This window comes from Pseudoalteromonas sp. GABNS16E, from assembly GCF_028598715.1.
GTDB lineage: Bacteria > Pseudomonadota > Gammaproteobacteria > Enterobacterales > Alteromonadaceae > Pseudoalteromonas > Pseudoalteromonas atlantica.
The window spans coordinates 95708-112640 of sequence record NZ_JAQREZ010000008.1 but is presented as its reverse complement, the minus strand read 5'-3'; the positions used below and the strand labels follow the sequence as shown (position 1 = coordinate 112640).

The 16933-nt window shown below is 42.1% G+C and carries 12 protein-coding genes and 1 pseudogene; 3 read left to right on the top strand and 10 right to left on the bottom strand.

The genetic code is table 11. The features are described 5' to 3' along the window. A partial coding sequence (locus PSI06_RS05580; protein ID WP_273603070.1) for an IS3 family transposase occupies positions 1–523 on the top strand: 523 nt, incomplete at its 5' end. Positions 524–526: 3 nt separating this feature from the next. Here PSI06_RS05580 and PSI06_RS05575 read toward each other — a convergent pair. Beyond that, positions 527–883, bottom strand: a complete 357-nt coding sequence (locus PSI06_RS05575) for a hypothetical protein (protein ID WP_273603071.1) — start codon at positions 881–883, stop codon at positions 527–529. Positions 884–995: 112 nt separating this feature from the next. Further along, positions 996–1367, bottom strand: coding sequence for a hypothetical protein (locus PSI06_RS05570; RefSeq protein WP_163088689.1), 372 nt, complete (start codon positions 1365–1367; stop codon positions 996–998). A gap of 240 nt (positions 1368–1607) precedes the next feature. On the opposite strand from PSI06_RS05570, the pseudogene PSI06_RS05565 reads away from it, so the two are divergent. Beyond that, positions 1608–1847: pseudogene (locus tag PSI06_RS05565) on the top strand (phage integrase N-terminal SAM-like domain-containing protein); the annotation flags it as partial. Positions 1848–2039: 192 nt separating this feature from the next. Here the strand turns inward: PSI06_RS05565 and PSI06_RS05560 are convergent. The 5 genes from PSI06_RS05560 to PSI06_RS05540 form a co-directional block, all read right to left on the bottom strand. Next, positions 2040–4295, bottom strand: a complete 2256-nt coding sequence (locus tag PSI06_RS05560) for an acyl-CoA dehydrogenase (protein WP_004588700.1) — start codon at positions 4293–4295, stop codon at positions 2040–2042. Positions 4296–4560: 265 nt separating this feature from the next. After that, on the bottom strand, positions 4561–5589 hold the full coding sequence (locus PSI06_RS05555) for a zinc-binding dehydrogenase (protein WP_273603073.1): 1029 nt from the start codon (positions 5587–5589) through the stop codon (positions 4561–4563). A 14-nt stretch (positions 5590–5603) separates the two neighbouring features. After that, positions 5604–7013 carry a TolC family protein gene (locus PSI06_RS05550; RefSeq protein ID WP_273603074.1) on the bottom strand — a complete coding sequence of 470 codons (1410 nt, stop codon included), beginning with the start codon at positions 7011–7013 and terminating at the stop codon, positions 5604–5606. After that, positions 7006–10158 carry an efflux RND transporter permease subunit gene (locus tag PSI06_RS05545; protein ID WP_273603075.1) on the bottom strand — a complete coding sequence of 1051 codons (3153 nt, stop codon included), beginning with the start codon at positions 10156–10158 and terminating at the stop codon, positions 7006–7008. Before PSI06_RS05545 ends, PSI06_RS05550 begins: the two co-directional genes overlap by 8 nt. A gap of 9 nt (positions 10159–10167) precedes the next feature. Next, complete coding sequence (locus PSI06_RS05540) at positions 10168–11334, bottom strand: efflux RND transporter periplasmic adaptor subunit (RefSeq protein WP_024032205.1); 1167 nt, start codon at positions 11332–11334, stop codon at positions 10168–10170. Positions 11335–11454: 120 nt separating this feature from the next. Between PSI06_RS05540 and PSI06_RS05535 the strand changes: the two genes are divergently transcribed. Beyond that, positions 11455–12393, top strand: a complete 939-nt coding sequence (locus tag PSI06_RS05535) for a LysR family transcriptional regulator (protein WP_138684648.1) — start codon at positions 11455–11457, stop codon at positions 12391–12393. Positions 12394–12401: 8 nt separating this feature from the next. On the opposite strand, the gene PSI06_RS05530 is transcribed toward PSI06_RS05535, so the two are convergent. From PSI06_RS05530 to PSI06_RS05520, 3 genes are all read right to left on the bottom strand, one after another. Then, on the bottom strand, positions 12402–13439 hold the full coding sequence (locus PSI06_RS05530) for a GGDEF domain-containing protein (protein WP_273603076.1): 1038 nt from the start codon (positions 13437–13439) through the stop codon (positions 12402–12404). A 143-nt stretch (positions 13440–13582) separates the two neighbouring features. Then, complete coding sequence (gene moaA / locus PSI06_RS05525) at positions 13583–14554, bottom strand: GTP 3',8-cyclase MoaA (protein ID WP_248461954.1); 972 nt, start codon at positions 14552–14554, stop codon at positions 13583–13585. Between the two features lie 84 nt (positions 14555–14638). Further along, entirely contained in the window at positions 14639–16930 is a 2292-nt protein-coding gene (locus PSI06_RS05520) for a xanthine dehydrogenase family protein molybdopterin-binding subunit (protein WP_273603077.1), read from the bottom strand. Between the last annotated feature and the right edge of the window lie 3 nt (positions 16931–16933).

Sequence of the window (16933 nt, the reverse complement as noted above, 5' to 3'; positions counted from 1 at the left end):
TGATGTTGTTGAGCCAGATACCGTGTGGTGCGGTGATGTGACGTATATTTGGGTAGGTAATCGCTGGGCTTATTTAGCCGTTGTTATTGATTTATTTGCACGTAAAGTCGTTGGTTGGGCCATGTCGTTGTCGCCAGATACTAATTTAACGCTAAAAGCACTTGAACTCGCGTATGAAAGTAGAGGAAAACCGACAGGACTGATGTTTCATTCAGACCAAGGTAGTCATTATACAAGTTTAAAATATCGTCAACGTTTATGGCGCTATAAAATTACACAAAGTATGAGCAGGCGCGGAAATTGTTGGGATAATGCGCCAATGGAGCGATTTTTTAGAAGCTTTAAAACGGAGTGGATGCCAAAGGTTGGATACGAAAACTTTAAAGATGCTAAATATAGTGTGAGTGATTATATCAACGGATATTACAATAATGTTAGACCACATCATTATAATGCTGGTTTAGCGCCGAATGAATCTGAGGTTAGATATCAAGATTCTAAAACTGTGGCCAAAATTAGTTGACCACTACACATCTGGCTCAATAATTGTAGCTGAGGAGTTTGTTACTATTGCTGCAGCGATGCTAGATGCTGCAAGCGCAGATTTAATTCCATCTCTCAAGGTGAGAATGACCAGAGAATCTCTTCCTTTCACAATATCACGTACTTCACTGCTGAATTCAGATAGGTCACAATCTTCTACTTCAAATTCGAAACCTGTTCTCTTTCCTTCATAAAGGCACTGGATATATCCAGTGTGAGCGAGAGGCTCAAGCTCTTCAGATATAGAGATAGGGATGTCTTCACTTTTTAATAAAGCATTCCAATCTCTTGGGTACCCAATCTCAGACTTATTAATTGAAATTGTTATCGAATCTGACATATCTCTTATCGCTTAACTTTCCAATAACGGGCGCAGACATGTGGGGCATAATGGCGAAGCCGCCCCGCGTGTATGCGTCCCAGCGAACGTAGTGAGTGAGTTTATTGGCTTGTTAGCTGACATTGCCAATAACTACCATCGATTCTTGGTTGATAATGAACTGATATCCAAAAGCTAAGATAATTGCAAATATACTAAGAATATTTAGATAAAATGACATTTGCTTATAGCTTTTTTCATTGTCTCTTTTGTCGTAGTGGTCAATTACGGTTAACGCCGCGTTTATAGCACTGGAGACTAATGCTACGCAGAAAAATAGTAACGGCATGCCAGTTAATTCAACAGAACCAGAGCCTCTTACGCCAGGGTAGACCAATACATCGTTAATGCCAGCGTAGAAACATATACCGATTAAAAAAAGAGCCCAAATGATATTAAAAATTCGTGTCGAATTAGGGATTTTGTTCGGAGAGTAATCTTCCATGAATCCTCTTGGCAGCTAATAATTTTGTCTACGACATTTGTCGTTTTATAAACCGACAAATGTCCATATATTACAATGCATTTATCTTAACCATCAAATAAACACCTGTAAACAATTAGTTAACTGAAAATTATTTTTAATCAGTGCGAAAATACACCGAAATGGTGGAGATCAGTAATATTGGACAAAACAATATGCACTGTCTATATATACAGTTAAATTTTGCTAGAGATTCATATCATGAAATCACCTTTTTTAACTATGATAGCCGAACAAATGTATCTAAAGCGTTATGCTAAAAGTACCATTAAAGCGTATTTATACTGGATAGCTTCGTTTATTCGTTTTAACTCTATGAGGCACCCAACAACGATGGGAGATAATGAGGTCGAACTTTTTTTAAATCATTTAGTCAACCAACAAAATGTTGCTCCTAATACTCAAACACAAGCCTTAAATGCGTTGAGCTTTTTATTTAAAGTATGGAAAATAAACTAAACAGCTACTCTAATTGAACAAGCAAAACGACCATAAAATGAGCCACCATTAGCCCTGCCTCTATATTACACACATAAAAAAGCCCCGCTTGGTTTTAAACAAACGAGGCTCCACACTAATTTTTTAATCAAGAATAAAAGCGCCGATACAGCGGGCGCTTTGCATCATTGAATTTTATTGATTAACTACACTTTTAAGTGGGTTAACTGGTTGTGCGTTGTCATCTAATAAGTTCATGTCAAAGTCGAACTCATCAACGCGAATCGCTTTTTCACGCTTTTTGTTGTAATCAATTAGTTGCGCATGTTCATCCGCAGTAATTACATTTGCCGCTAATGCGTTATCTAGCGTAATGGCAAAACGTGTACCTGGTTTAATCGTTTTAGCACGCAGCGCTTTTTTAACTTTAGCTAGCTCAACAAGTGATGCCATTTTAGCTTTATAAGCTTGCTCGTTAATGTGATGACCATCACCTTCTACAGGCTTAACTAAATGCGTAATTTGCGCTTTAAATGCGGTATCAAGCTGTGCTTGTTTTGCTAATTCACGAATTAAGTCGTCGCTAATTTTTGGCATTTTAGTTGAGTAGTTCATTGTTACAAAACGAATAAACTTACGAGTACCACTTGCAGGGAAATTATCTAAAAACTTATGCAGTGCTTCTTCAGCGCTTTGCAGTGCAAAACGTGTCGCGTAGTGGAAGTACGGCGCTGCTTGCTCGCGCTCGCTGCTTGCTACTTTTTGCTCGTAATACTTAATTGATGCCATTGCCGCGTATAAAAAGCTCATTACATCGCCTAAACGTGCTGATAGCATTTCAGCCTGCTTTAATTTACCGCCAAGTACGAGTAACGAGAAGTCGGCATACACTGCTAATTTTGCAGATAGTTTATGTACGGCTTTTTCGTATTCACGTACTTCTGGTAATGCAGAGTTTGCACTTGCAGTAAAAGGTAAAACACCTAAACGGAATGCACGTAAGCTATTTGCTGTGCTGTAACCAATTGTTTTACGCAAAATGCCGTTAAACTCTTTATCTGCACCTTTATCTTCACTATGGATTGATTCAACCATAGATTGTAAATAAGGGTGACAACGCATAACACCTTGACCAAAAATCATCAGGTTACGTGTAAGAATGTTCGCGCCTTCTACTGTAATTGCAATAGGCTGTGCTACGTAACCGCTTGCAAGGGTATTTTGTGGGCCATTTTGAATCGCTTTACCCGCTTGAATATCCATTGCAGAATCTAATACGTCGCGGCCAAGCTCGGTCATGTGGTATTTAGCTATTGCTGTAACAACCGATGGTTTTAAGCCCATGCCTAGGCCTTCAGTTGTCAGTACGCGCATTGCTTCTTGAAGGTATGTTTTACCTGCAATGTCTGCTAGTTTTTCCTGAATACCTTCAAATTGACCAATTGCTAAACCAAACTGCTCACGCACTGCTGCGTATTCAGATGCTGATTTAAACGCCACTTGTGATGTACTTACACCTAGTGCAGGTAATGAAATACCACGTCCTGCGCCTAAACAGCTAACCAACATTTGCCAACCACGACCGATGTTTTTCTGGCCACCAATAATAAAGTCCATTGGTACAAATACTTTATTACCACGTGTAGTACCGTTATAAAAACGAATACCCATTGGGTCATGGCGGTTGCCAAGCTCTACACCTGGATGATCTTTTGGAATAAGCGCACAGGTAATACCTAAGTTTTCTTTACCGCCTAGTAGACCTTCTGGATCCACTACTTTAAATGCTAAACCAAGTACCGTAGCGATTGGTGCCAGTGTGATGTAACGCTTATCCCATGTGATCTCAAGGCCAAGTACTTCTTCGCCGTTGTACATGCCTTTGGTGACAGTACCAATATCTGGAATGCCACCTGCATCAGAGCCCGCCTCTGGGCTTGTTAGCGCAAAACATGGAATATCTCTGCCGTTTGCTAAACGCGGTAAGTAATGCGCTTGCTGCTCTTGTGTACCAAAGTGCAGTAATAATTCACCTGGGCCTAAAGAGTTAGGAACCATAACAGTTACCGCTACTGCAGAGCTTTTAGTTGCAATGGTTGCCACAATAGTTGAGTTTGCATAAGGGCTAAACTCTAAACCGCCAAACGATTTAGGAATGATAAGCGAGAAGAAACGCTCTTTTTTCAAAAATTCTAATATGTCATCTGGTAAGTGAATACCGTTTTGAATAACTGAATCGTCAATCATGCCTAGTAGCTCTTGTACTGGGCCATCTAAGAATGCTTGCTCGTCTGCACTTAGGGTAGCAGCCGGCACATCGCGTAGTGCGCTAAAATCTGGCTTACCTTGATAGATAGACCCTTCTAGCCACACATCACCCGCGTCTAGCGCTTCTTGTTCAGTGATTGAAATACTTGGTAATACTTTTTTTAATTTTGTACGTAAACTCATGATTGAACTCATCCGACCAGATAAATAATACCTACATTACGTCATAAAAATCAGTTTAGATCAATTACTCTATTCAATTAATTAACAGTTTTTTCAATTTATTTTCTTTACGGTGACGTAAACTGTTGAAACTAAAAGGCTTACACTTGTGCGCTGAAATACCTCTATTTGGCAACAATTAATCCCCATACTCATAAAAAGCTATTTTTTAGGCATAAAAAAACGCAGCCACTTGGGCTGCGTTTTTAAAATAAGGTGGGCAACGTTAACTACTTATTTGCACAACGTGTTTGCCTGTAAAGCCACCCGCTATTTGGTTATTTAAGGCAGCACTGACTGAGTCAGCAGTAAAGTCAACCGCAGTGATTGCCGGTGTTTTAATATCGCCCGATAGCGCGCCTTCAAGCAATAAATTACCCATAAAACTTAAGCGTTGCTGTGCACATAAACTATTGGCAAGCCACGCACCACCAATAGACACCACACTAATATTAGGCGCTCGGTGGTACATTAAATCTTGATCAAAATGAGGCAGCGAGTTTAAACACGCGATACGCCCGCAAAAACGCATTAATTCAATATTTCTAAGCGTTGATTCACCGCCCATAGTATCAATTACAGCATCAAACCCTTGTGGGCCAAGCTCGCGGCGAATTTTGTCGCGTAACTTTTTGTCGTTATAATCAAATACCACATCGGCACCTAGCTGCTTTACCAGCTTGTGATTACGCTTTGAAGCGGTGGTAAATACATCGGCACCGCGTTGTTTAGCATATTGAATGGCAAACTGCCCTACCGCACCAGAGCCACCTTCGATTAGGATTTGGTCGCCCTCCGTAATGGCAATTTTATCTAAGCTAATAAGGGCGGCCATACCAGCGCACGGTAACGTAGCAGCCTTTGCAGGGCACAACCCATCGGGCACAACCGATACAGCAAAATTAGGTACCGTGGTGTATTCACTCAGTACCCCTTGCTTACCTATATTGGCATGCCACATTACTCGTTCGCCAACCCCAGGAAACACACCTTTGTTAGCTTTAACTACCACACCAACGGCGTCTAGGCCTAAAATATGAGGGTATTGCCACTTACAAAATCCCGTTTTAGCAAAATAGGCATCAGCAGGATTAAGGCCTACATACTCAAGCTTTACCAACAATTCGTTCTCGGCGCACTCTGGTATATCAACCTCAACATCTTGCAAGCGTATTTGCTCATCTGGTTGTGATAAAACAATAGCGCGCATTGTTTGTAAGGTGCTGCCTTGATGTAATAATTCAGTATTACTCATTCAATTAACTCTACCTATTTTGTACTGCTTAGTGCATAGCTCCATTGGCCGTTAAATGCCTGATAAGCATTCACTTTAGCAAGCAATGTAGCAATAGTTGTGTCAACAGCGTTTTCTTGTGCCATTAAAACATCCTGGCGTGCATCTAACAACTCTAAGTACGGTATTTGACCTTCTTCGTACATCGCCTGTGCTTGTAAAAATGCTTTATTTGCAAAGCCATAGCGCTGTTTAGCATAACGCTCTTGCTGTTGTTGATTGACCAACATTTGCAATGAAAGTTCACTTTGAGTCACCGCATTTAATACTATTTGCTGATAGTCGCTGTAGGCAGCTTCACTTAAAAACTGCTGTGCGTCGCGCTGGGCAAGGAGTGCGGGGTAACTTAATATTGACCATTGCAATTGGGGGGCTACTTGCCATTGCTGATCAGTGTTTTTTAAGCCCGTGCTGTCTATGCTTACTACGCCTGCAAAGGCTGATAAGCTAATATCAGGTAGTAAGGCTTTACTTGCCGCCACACTTAAGCTGTTAGCTTGGCTAAAATCATACAATGCACGGCTTATATCAGGGCGAAGGGCAATGGCGCTATTGGCATTTTTAAGCGCAACGCTAAAGCTTTGCTCAAGCAGGTTTTGCTCATTGTCTATCGCAATGTCTTGCGCAAGCTTACCTGTAAGCACCGCTAAAGTTGATAAGTCGCTGTATTTAGCATACTCAATAGCGGGCATTAGGGCTTCTTGCTGCCTAAGCTGTGCCATCGTACGGTTTAGGTCAAGCTCGTTGGCAACGCCTTCATCTACACGTGCTTGAAGTACCTCAATGCTTTGCTCTAATGCGTTAATTTGCATGGCTATAATGTGTTGTTTTTCAACATTACCTTGATAGCTTACATACCCTTTAACAACAGACGATACCACTTCAATTTGCAGTGAACGTACTTGCTCGGCTTGGCTCATGGCCGATGCATTTGCAGCATCAACCAAAGCAGTAATACGGCCAAATAAATCTAACTGCCAATCAAGTGCTATGTTAGCACTCGATTGACGGTCAAACACACTCGGTGCATCGCTTCGTGCTGCGCCAATATTTACCCCGCCTTGGGGTAAATATTGTGCTTTTTGCTCACCAAGTCGGGCAAGGGTACTTTTAAGCGTTAATTGGCTTGTTTGCAAATTGTAGTTATTGGCAAGTGCGCTATTAACCAAAGCATTTAGCTGCTTTGACTCTAGCTTGTGCCACCAATTTGTTTCATCTGCTATGGCAACATTGCTGGCAATATTTGCTTGAGCTACAAAATCGTTAATAGCGTTTTGCTCGCTTTGTGTATCTATTTTACTAGCGCAACCAGATAAAAAAGCAGCCACTAACACAGCACTTAACGTTAAGCGCGTTTTGATAGGTTTAGCGATTAAATTAATCATGCGATAACCCCTTTGCTTTTTGCTGCTTTTTCACAACTAACATATAAAACACAGGTGTAAATAATAACCCAAACACCGTTACCCCTATCATGCCTGCAAACACCGCGTTACCCATTGCGTGGCGCATCTCGGCGCCTGCACCGGTTGCAAGTACCAAAGGTACAACCCCAGCTGTAAAGGCAATTGAGGTCATCAATATTGGGCGTAGACGCATACGACACGCCGCTAATATTGCCTCAAAGTGCGTTAACCCACCGCCGTGTTGGTCGCGGGCAAATTCTACCATTAATATGGCGTTTTTAGAGGCAAGTGCCACCAGTACAATTAATGCAATTTGAGTAAATATATTATTGTCTGAGCCTACAAACCACACACCTAATAGTGCTGAGAAAATAGTCATCGGTACAATTAATATTATGGCCAGTGGCAAACGTAAACTTTCGTACTGCGCAGCAAGCACCATAAATACAAGCAACACAACTAATGGGAATACATAAACCATGGTGTTACCTGCAAGTACTTGTTGGTACGTTACTTCTGTCCACTCGTACTCAATACCTGTTGGCAGGTTGTCGGCTAATATTGTTTCAATAGCAGTTTGTGCCTGATCAGAGCTATAACCGGGGGCTGGGCTGCCGTTTAGTTCTGCACTTGGGTAACCGTTGTAATGCATTACACGGTCAGGTCCTATTGTTGGTGTAACTGTAAGTACCGAGCCAAGCGGCACCATATTTCCTGCACTGTTACGTACTTTTAGGTTAAGGATTTGCTCAGGATCAAGGCGAAAATCAGCATCAGCTTGCGCATTAACCTGATAAGTACGCCCAAACATATTAAAGTCATTCACATACACAGAGCCTAGATATATTTGCAATGCGTCAAATACTTCATCAAGAGGAATACCTTGAATAAGTGCTTGCTCGCGGTCTATATCAATATCCATTTGTGGTACTTGAATACGGAAACTTGAATATAAGCCCATTAACGCGGGGTCTTGCTGCGCCTTACCAATAATGGTTTGCAAACTATTAAATAGTGCATCAAAGCCTTTATTTGCTCTATCTTCAATTTGCAGTTTAAAGCCACCTGTTGTGCCTAAGCCTTGAATTGGTGGCGGCGGAAATACAGCCACAAACGCTTCATCAATAGCTGCAAAACGCTGGTTTAGCTGCGCAGCAATTGCCATCGCTGATTGACTAGGGTCGGTACGTTTATCAAAGCTCTCAAGTGGCGTAAATACAATGCCGCTATTTGGGCTGTTAGTAAAACCATTTACCGATAAGCCTGGAAACGCCACGGTGTGTGCAACGCCTGGTACTTCTAATGCTATTTTTTGCATTTGCGAGAGCACATCTTCGGTACGGTCTAAACTGGCTGCATCTGGCAGTTGCGCAATCGCAACTAAGTATTGCTTATCTTGCTGTGGAATAAAGCCACCCGGTACGGTATCAAACAATTTAATTGTACCGCCCACCAGCGCAACATAGGCCACCATAACGATAACGCTCATACGTATAAGCTTTTGTACCAGCTTTTCGTAGCCTTTGGCACCACGGTCAAACACGCGGTTAAACGGTTTAAATAACCACGCACCAAACAGTTTATTAAGTAAACCCGTGAATGCATCTGGTTTTGCATCGTGCGATTTTAATAATAATGCCGATAGCGCAGGCGACAGGGTTAACGAGTTAAACGCCGAAATAACAGTCGAAATAGTAATTGTTAGTGCAAATTGCTTATAAAACTGACCCGATAAACCGGTAATAAATGCAGTAGGAATAAATACCGCACACAGCACTAGCGCTATCGCAATAATTGGCCCGGTTACTTCGCTCATAGCAACACGTGTTGCCTCTAAAGGCGAAAGCCCTTGTTCTATATTTCGCTCTACATTTTCAACAACAACTATCGCATCATCAACTACAATACCAATTGCCAGTACCAAGCCAAACAGCGAAAGTGTATTAATAGACACGCCTAGCCATTGCATTACAGCAAACGTACCAATTAATGATACAGGCACTGCAATCAGTGGAATAATAGATGCGCGCCATGTTTGTAAAAATACAATTACAACAATAACAACTAATACTATTGCCTCTAGCAATGTAGCAATTACCGCATCAATTGAACCACGTACAAACACAGTGGGGTCATATACAATGTCGTACTCAACACCCGCTGGGAAATCTTCTGACAAACGCGCCATGGTCTCGCGTACTTGATCAGAGAGCTCAATCGCATTTGAACCTGGGCGTTGAAAAATAGGCATTGCAAGTGCTGGCTGGTTATCCATTTCAGCGCGAAGTGCGTACGTATCTAGACCTAAATCTACACGTGCTACATCAGATAAGCGTGTTAACTGACCATCGTCACCTACTTTAATAATAACGTTTTCAAATTCTTCAACGCTATTTAAACGCCCTTTTACGTTTAATAAAATTTGAAATTGGCTGTTGTTAGAAATTGGCTGTGCACCTAAGCTACCCGCGGCAACTTGCTGATTTTGCGAGCGCAAAGCGGCCACAACATCCGTTGCAGTAAGCTCACGGGCTGCTAATGCATCTGGGTTTAGCCACACGCGCATTGAATATTTGCCACCACCAAATAATTGAATGTCGCCTACACCTGGTAAACGGGCAATCTCGTCTTTAATATGAATGTCGGCATAGTTAGATAAGTACGCTGTGTCGTGCGTTTTTTCAGGCGAATATAAATGCACCACCATGGTTAAATCGGGTGATGATTTTTCGGCTACTACACCTAAGCGCTGCACCTCTTCGGGCAAACGTGGTAATGCACTGTTTACACGGTTTTGTACTTGTACTTGTGCACGGTCTAGGTCGGTGCCTAATGCAAACGTTACCGTAAGTGTCATACGGCCATCGCTGGTGCCTTGAGAAAACATATACAGCATGTTTTCGGTACCATTGATTTCTTGCTCAAGCGGCGTTGCCACAGTTTGCGCAATAACGGTTGGGTTAGCACCTGGGTAATTTGCTGTTACCACAACAGTAGGTGGCACAACCTCTGGGTATTCACTTACAGGAAGTTGAAACAGTGAAATACCACCAGCAATTAAAATAACCAACGACAGCATGGCTGCAAAAATTGGTCGCTGAATAAAAAAGTGTGAAAATTTCATCAATAAACCTTATTGCTTAGCCATTAGCTGCGCGTTGTCGTTTGACAATGTAAAAGCCACGCCGCTTGTATCAATTGTTACTGTATTTGGCGAAATTGGCATACCTGGGCCTACACGTGCAGGGCCATTTACTGCAATAATATCGCCTTCGTTTAGGCCAGCAGTAACAGCACGTAACGCACCATAGCGCTCGCCTACTTCTATTAATTTGTATTCAAGCACGTTGTTTTCGCCAACGGTTAATACAAAGCGATTTTTTAAATCGGTACCAATAGCACGCTCAGGAATAATTACTTTTTCGCTCACTTCGTTTGCTGCCAATTTAACGCGAGCAAAGGAACCTGCACGTAGTTGATTGTTGTCTTGTTCAAATACCGCACGTACACGTAAAGTACCCGTTGCTGAATTAATTTGGTTATCAATAAAATTAATATAGCCTTGGTAAGCAAACTCTTTTTGCCCTACTTTTTGCATAACAACTGTTTGGCGGCTTTGCGCGGTTACATCGTTAAAGGCGCTATTCCAAGTACGCTCATCAACATCAAAGTAGGCATACATTGCTTTATTAGAAACAATTGACGTTAATACACTTTGGCCCGCTAATACGTTATTACCTTTGGTAATATTTGCGCGTGAGATAACACCATCAATTGGCGAAACCACTGAAGTAAATTCTAAATCGAGCTTTGCAGAGGTAAGCTGTGCTTGCAGCGCTGCAAGTTGTGCTTCGCGCTGACGAAGCGTTGAGGTACGCGCCTGTGCTTGTTCTGTTGAAATAGCTTTACGCTCTAATAAGCGCACTGCTCGTTTGTCTTCACTTTTTGCTTGCTCAAGTGCTGCTTCTGCGCTGTGTATTTGCGCTTCTAGGCTTGCTACAACCGCTGCAAAAGGGCGCTCATCAAGTTGAAACAACACATCGCCTTGCTTAACAACATCACCTTCTTTAAATTCAATGCTATCAATCACCCCAGATACACGCGGCATCAGCGCAACTTCTTGCGGCGATTCTAAACGCGTGGTGTAAGTGTGCCAGCTTTGTACTGGTTTAATTAAAACTTGTGCTACATCGATAGGTTGTAATTGTTGTTGCTGCGCATTTGGTGCGCTCTCATCGGCACAGCCCGCTAAGGATAGAGTTGCCGCAGCTAATGCAGCAGCAATTAAATGTTTATTCATGAAGACGCTCCTTTATTTATTTACCTGGCATGTTACGGACTATACTTGCGGACAAAAACCATAGATTTATAAATTCATTAATGCCAAAATGGCATCAATAACATTTATTGGGTGAACATAATGGATACAACAAGCCGGCTTTTAATGCTGCTTGAAGTGGTAGAACAAGGCTCTTTTGCCAAAGCTGCAGAAATAAGAAACATAGACCGCTCTGTTATATCTAAACAAATCAGTCGATTAGAGGACGAGCTAGGCGTTAGGTTATTAAACCGCACCACCCGTTCGTTTTCGTTAACGGCGGCGGGCGCAGAAATGATAAAAAAAGCGTCAGAGCTAAGAGAGTTACTTGGTGAAACCGTACGTATGGCCGAAAACTACCACCTAGAGCCACGCGGTGTGCTAAAGGTTACCTCGTCAACATTAATTGGTCGGCGTTATTTACAACCTGTGCTAAACGACTTCCAAAAACGTTTTCCACAAGTAGAAGTAGAGCTACGTTTAGACGATAGGCTAGTTGATATTGTATCTGAAGGGTTTGATTTAGCATTTAGAATTGGTGAGCCTAAAGACTCCTCGTTAATTGCCCGTAAAATTGCCCGTAATAGGCTGCTTATTGTAGCCGCCCCTGAATTTATAAAAACCTATGGTATGCCACAAACCATAGAAGAGCTGGCGGAGTTACCCGCGGCGAGTTATGCAAGTAACGCTATGCGCGTAGAAACCATAGATTACTACGATAGTAAAGGTGAGCCGTGCGAGCTAAAAATAAAAAGCGTGTACAGAGCAAACGACGCAGAAGTACTGCTAATGAAAGCTATTTCAGGGACTACCTACTTTGTTGCGCCAGCATTTATTATCGATAAAGAAATTACACAAGGTCAATTAGTGCCCATTTTAACGGATGTTAAGTTAAAAGAGTTTAGCCATATGTATGCGGTGTACCCACACAGAGACTTACCAGTAAGAACACGTTTATTTTTTGATGCAGTAAGAGAATACCTAGGTAAAGACAAACCAATTTGGGAAAACAACATCCCAAATTTTGAGCAAATGTACTAGCCTCGTACTTAGGCTATTTGAGGCTTTTCAATCAGGTTGGCATTTGCTTGAAAGTACACTTTATTGCGGCCATATTCTTTTGCTTTATACAGTTGTTTATCTGCTTTAATTACAAACTTTTCAAGCGTGTCGCCTTGGCGATACTTAACAACGCCGATACTGGCAGTTACATTTATTTTTAGTCCATCAATCTCAAATGCCGAATTGTTGAGTTTTTCTCTTATGGTTTCAGCCATTGCCAATGCATCACTTTGTGACGCAAAAGAATGTAGTAAAGCAAACTCTTCCCCGCCTACTCTAAATACATACCCTTTTGCCAATACAACCCGTAATAAAGTGGCGACTTCAATCAGCACTTTATCCCCTACTGCGTGGCCATGGGTGTCGTTAACCTGTTTAAAAAAGTCTAGGTCGAGTAAAAACAAATAAAGTTGCGACTTATCTTTAAGCTCTACTGCAAAGTAATGGTTCATTGATAAACGGTTCGCAGCCCCGGTAAGTGGGTCTAACAAGGCCAGATTTTTCAGCCGCTTAGACGATAGAGCGCGGCTGCCTTCAAATACATGAGAAATGGCCCAAATGCTGATATAAACAAAGGCAAGATTTAAACTGAAGTTAAGCGTTGTTAGAGGAAGTTGCGATGCTTTGGTTAATAATATGGCTCCCTGGAGTACAAACAACAAAGCCGATAATACAATGCCATAGCGCTTACCTAACAGTAGGTAATACAACACAGGTAACGCAAACGACCACACATACAAACCATTTATTGGCTTTGCTAAATAATTACCTAATACAATAACTAAGGTGACAAATATGCACATAACAACAGATTGCCATACTTCTAGCGCATGCGTGTTTAAGCGGTGGTAGGTGTAGGCACAAAATACAGTGAGCGCTATTTCTAAATAGCCTAATAACGCAAAGTTATTTAAAAAAATATTAAACGCAGCAAAAAACAATGAGACAAAACCAAAACACAAGCACATCCATTTCAGAACGTTTCTTCTTAATGATTTAGTACTACTAAGTGCTGCTATATCCATTCAAAAAACTTAAAATAATAAAAAATTCAGTGTAACCCTAAAATTAAATATAACAAGTAGCTAAATAGGTAAAAACAGTCATTTTATTAAACTATGCAGCGAAAACAGCAAAATCAGTAGCGAATTACACTACACTTACGCCTTTACCCGCCTAACATAGATAAGTTTGTAGTGACCCCGGTGTTACCTTGGTGCAATAAGTGCGTTGGTTTTTTTGTTTTTATGTAACGCGCTAACTGATCAATTAATGCCTGATTAGTGTTATCACTCATGTATTCTCTAAGAGATATACCCTGCTCAGAAAACAAACATAAATGCAGTTTCCCCAGTGATGAAATTCTTAACCTGTTGCAGGTAGCACAAAAGTCATTACTGTAAGGCATTATTAACCCTATTTTGCCTAAATAATCAGGGTGGTAAAACTCTTGCGCAGGCCCCGCTGTTACATCGCGTATAATGGGTTGCCAACCAGCGCGAAGCAACTGCTCTTTTATGGATTGCCCCGATATATGGTTAGCATCAAAAAATGCTTTATTGTCGTTTGTTTGCATTAACTCAATAAAGCGCATCGTTACGGGTCTGTGCTTTAAATACGCTAAAAAAGGTTCAAGGGCACGGCCATTGTACTGTTTCATTAGTACGCTGTTTATTTTTACTGAATCTAAGCCGCTCTCTAGGGCCGTGTCTATGCCTTGCATAACCGTGGCAAACTTATCGTTGCCGGTAATGGTATTAAACATACGTGGGTCTAGGCTGTCGATGCTAACATTTATTGCATTGAGCCCTGCGTGTGCCCAATCTTTAACATGTTTATGCATTGAGTAACCATTTGTAGTGGCGGCTATTTTGGTAATACCTTGAGTGTCTTTTGCCGCACGAATTACATCTATAAAATCTTTTCTGAGGGTTGGCTCACCGCCAGTAATGCGTAACTTTGATATGCCATGATGAGCAAAGGCGTTTACTGTATTGCTAATTTCGTTAAGAGAAAGGAAGTCTCGGTCGTGATCGCATTGATAACCATCCGGTAAGCAATACACACACTTAAAATTACATACATCAGTAATAGATAAACGTAGATAACTAAATTTTCGCCCTGCTGGGTCGACTAGCATAAAAAAGCCTTTAACATTTTAATAATTCATCGCTAAGTTCAAAGCGCGCAAAGCCTGTGCCTTACGCACTTTGTTAGCACTTAACTAGGCCGAAAGACCTGCTTTAAGCTCATTGGGTTTCATGGGTAAATTACGTAACCGTACACCGACTGCATTAAATACCGCATTTCCAATAGCTGGCGCAACCCCAATTACTCCAGGCTCACCTAAGCCCATTGGAAACTCATCACTTTGTACAAACTCTATGTCCATATCGGGCACATCTTGCATTCTAAGTGGTAAGTAAGTGTTAAAGTTAGTGGCTGCTACTTGTCCGTTTTGGTAATTATTTGATTCATGTAACGCAAGGCTTGTGCCCCACAATAACGAACCTTCAAGCTGGGCTAGTGCACCATCAGGGTGAACAATTAAACCAGCATCTACCACGGCGTAAAGCTTTTTAAGCGTAATTTTGCCATCGCTTTTATTTACGTGCACATGGGCTGCTGTGGCAATCCACGCTGGCATATTACGCTCTTGGCCTGAACTTACTGAAAAACCAATGCCTTCATTTTCACCCAGCTTAACATTTGCGACCTTCGCTGACACTTTTTTAAGTACCGCATTTAAGCGCAGCGCTCCGCCTACGCTTTCAGGGGCTTTACCTGCTTGTTTACCTTTGCCATCGAGCATTGATAAACGAAACTCAACCGGATCAATCCCTTGTTTGTGCGCTATTTCGTCGATAAAAGACTCTAAGCTCCATGCTATCCAGCCAGGGCCTACCGAGCGAAGCCAACCAGGGGTAAATGTGCTTTGCGCTAATTCGTTATTAATTGCGCGGGCACGGTGGTTATCCATGCTGTACCAGTGATCGGCTCCAGAGGCTGAAAATGCATCAAACTTACCTTTGCCATCAACCCCTGGTGATAAAAAGCCAGGTGCCATTGCTTTTGTTGGCCAACCTGCTGCAAAAGCATGCTCCATTGCACTAAGCTCGCCTTTTTCATTAAACGAAGCTGTTAATTTAGCTGTAGAGGCTGAGCGTGATTGATCAAATAAGCTATCGTCTGCGCGCGTAAATACCAGTTTTACGGGTTTACCAATCGCTTTCGCTGTTAATGCTGCAGGCACAGTCCAATCACCAAACAAGCGACGCCCAAATCCACCGCCTAAATAATAAGGACGAATAATAACGTTATTTTGTTCAACCTCTAACGCCTTGGCCAATGCAGGTAGTGTTAAAGACTGCCACTGATTACCGGTGTGGATAATCCACTTGTCTTGTTTAAACTCTGCCAACGCGTTAAGCGGCTCTAATTGATAATGGCTTGCTGTTGCTGTGGTGTATAGTGACTCAAGAGACTGCGTTGCATCAGCCTGCATTTTAGCGGTATCACCTTCATTAACAAATAAGGTACCAGCGTTGCTATCGTTACATAATTTTTCGCCCAGGGATTGAATATCGGCCTCTGTAACATTAGCTGTTTGCCCTTTTTTATAGGTAACTTTTAGCGCATCTACCGCTTTAATAGCACTGGGGTAATTGTCAGCTAAAACCACCACCCAGCCTTGTACGGTATTACTCGGGTCGTTTAAAATCTCAAACCCTTTATATCCTTTTATTGCTTTTGCAGCGCTATCGTCCACCTGTGTCACTTCACTACCATAGCGTGTTGGTGGGATCACAGGGCGCGCATACACCATGCCTTCAAGCTCTACATCTATACCGTATACGGCAGTACCATTTGTTTTTGCCGGAATATCAAGCGCTTTAAAGTCTTGTTTTAAACCCGTTAAGTGGCGCTTGTTGGCAGGCTTTAACGGCAGTTTTGCAACTTCTTCACTGCTAAAGGTACGGTTAAACTCACGATTTTTAACAATATCGGCATAACTGAGCGATTTATCGCCTGCAATTATGTGCCCTTTGCTGGCGTGGCACTGCTCAGGTTTAACCCCAAGCATATTAGCCCCTGCATCTATAAGGGCTATACGCCCCGCAGCGCCAGCTTGTGAAAGCGGCTTAAAGCTTTGAAACACCGACCATGAGCCACCTGTAACCATGTAGCCCCACTTTTCGTGCGTATCTACATACGTGATTGACACTTTATCCCAGTCGCACTCAAGCTCATCTGCCACAATACGCGCTAAGGCGGTGCCTACGTGTTGGCCCATTTCAGCTTTGGCAATACTAACGACTACTTCACCTTGCTGGTTCATAGTCCACCAAATTGTCGGTGAAAACGATTGTTGTGCAATCGACTCTTTGGCGCTAAGTTCCCCGGAAAATATTGCCGGGGCAAATGCCATAACCAGGCCAGCAGTTGCTGTACTAATCATAAAAGAGCGACGGTTTAAGTCTACGGTTTCGGTATTTTTTTGAAATAGTTTTTTCATTGT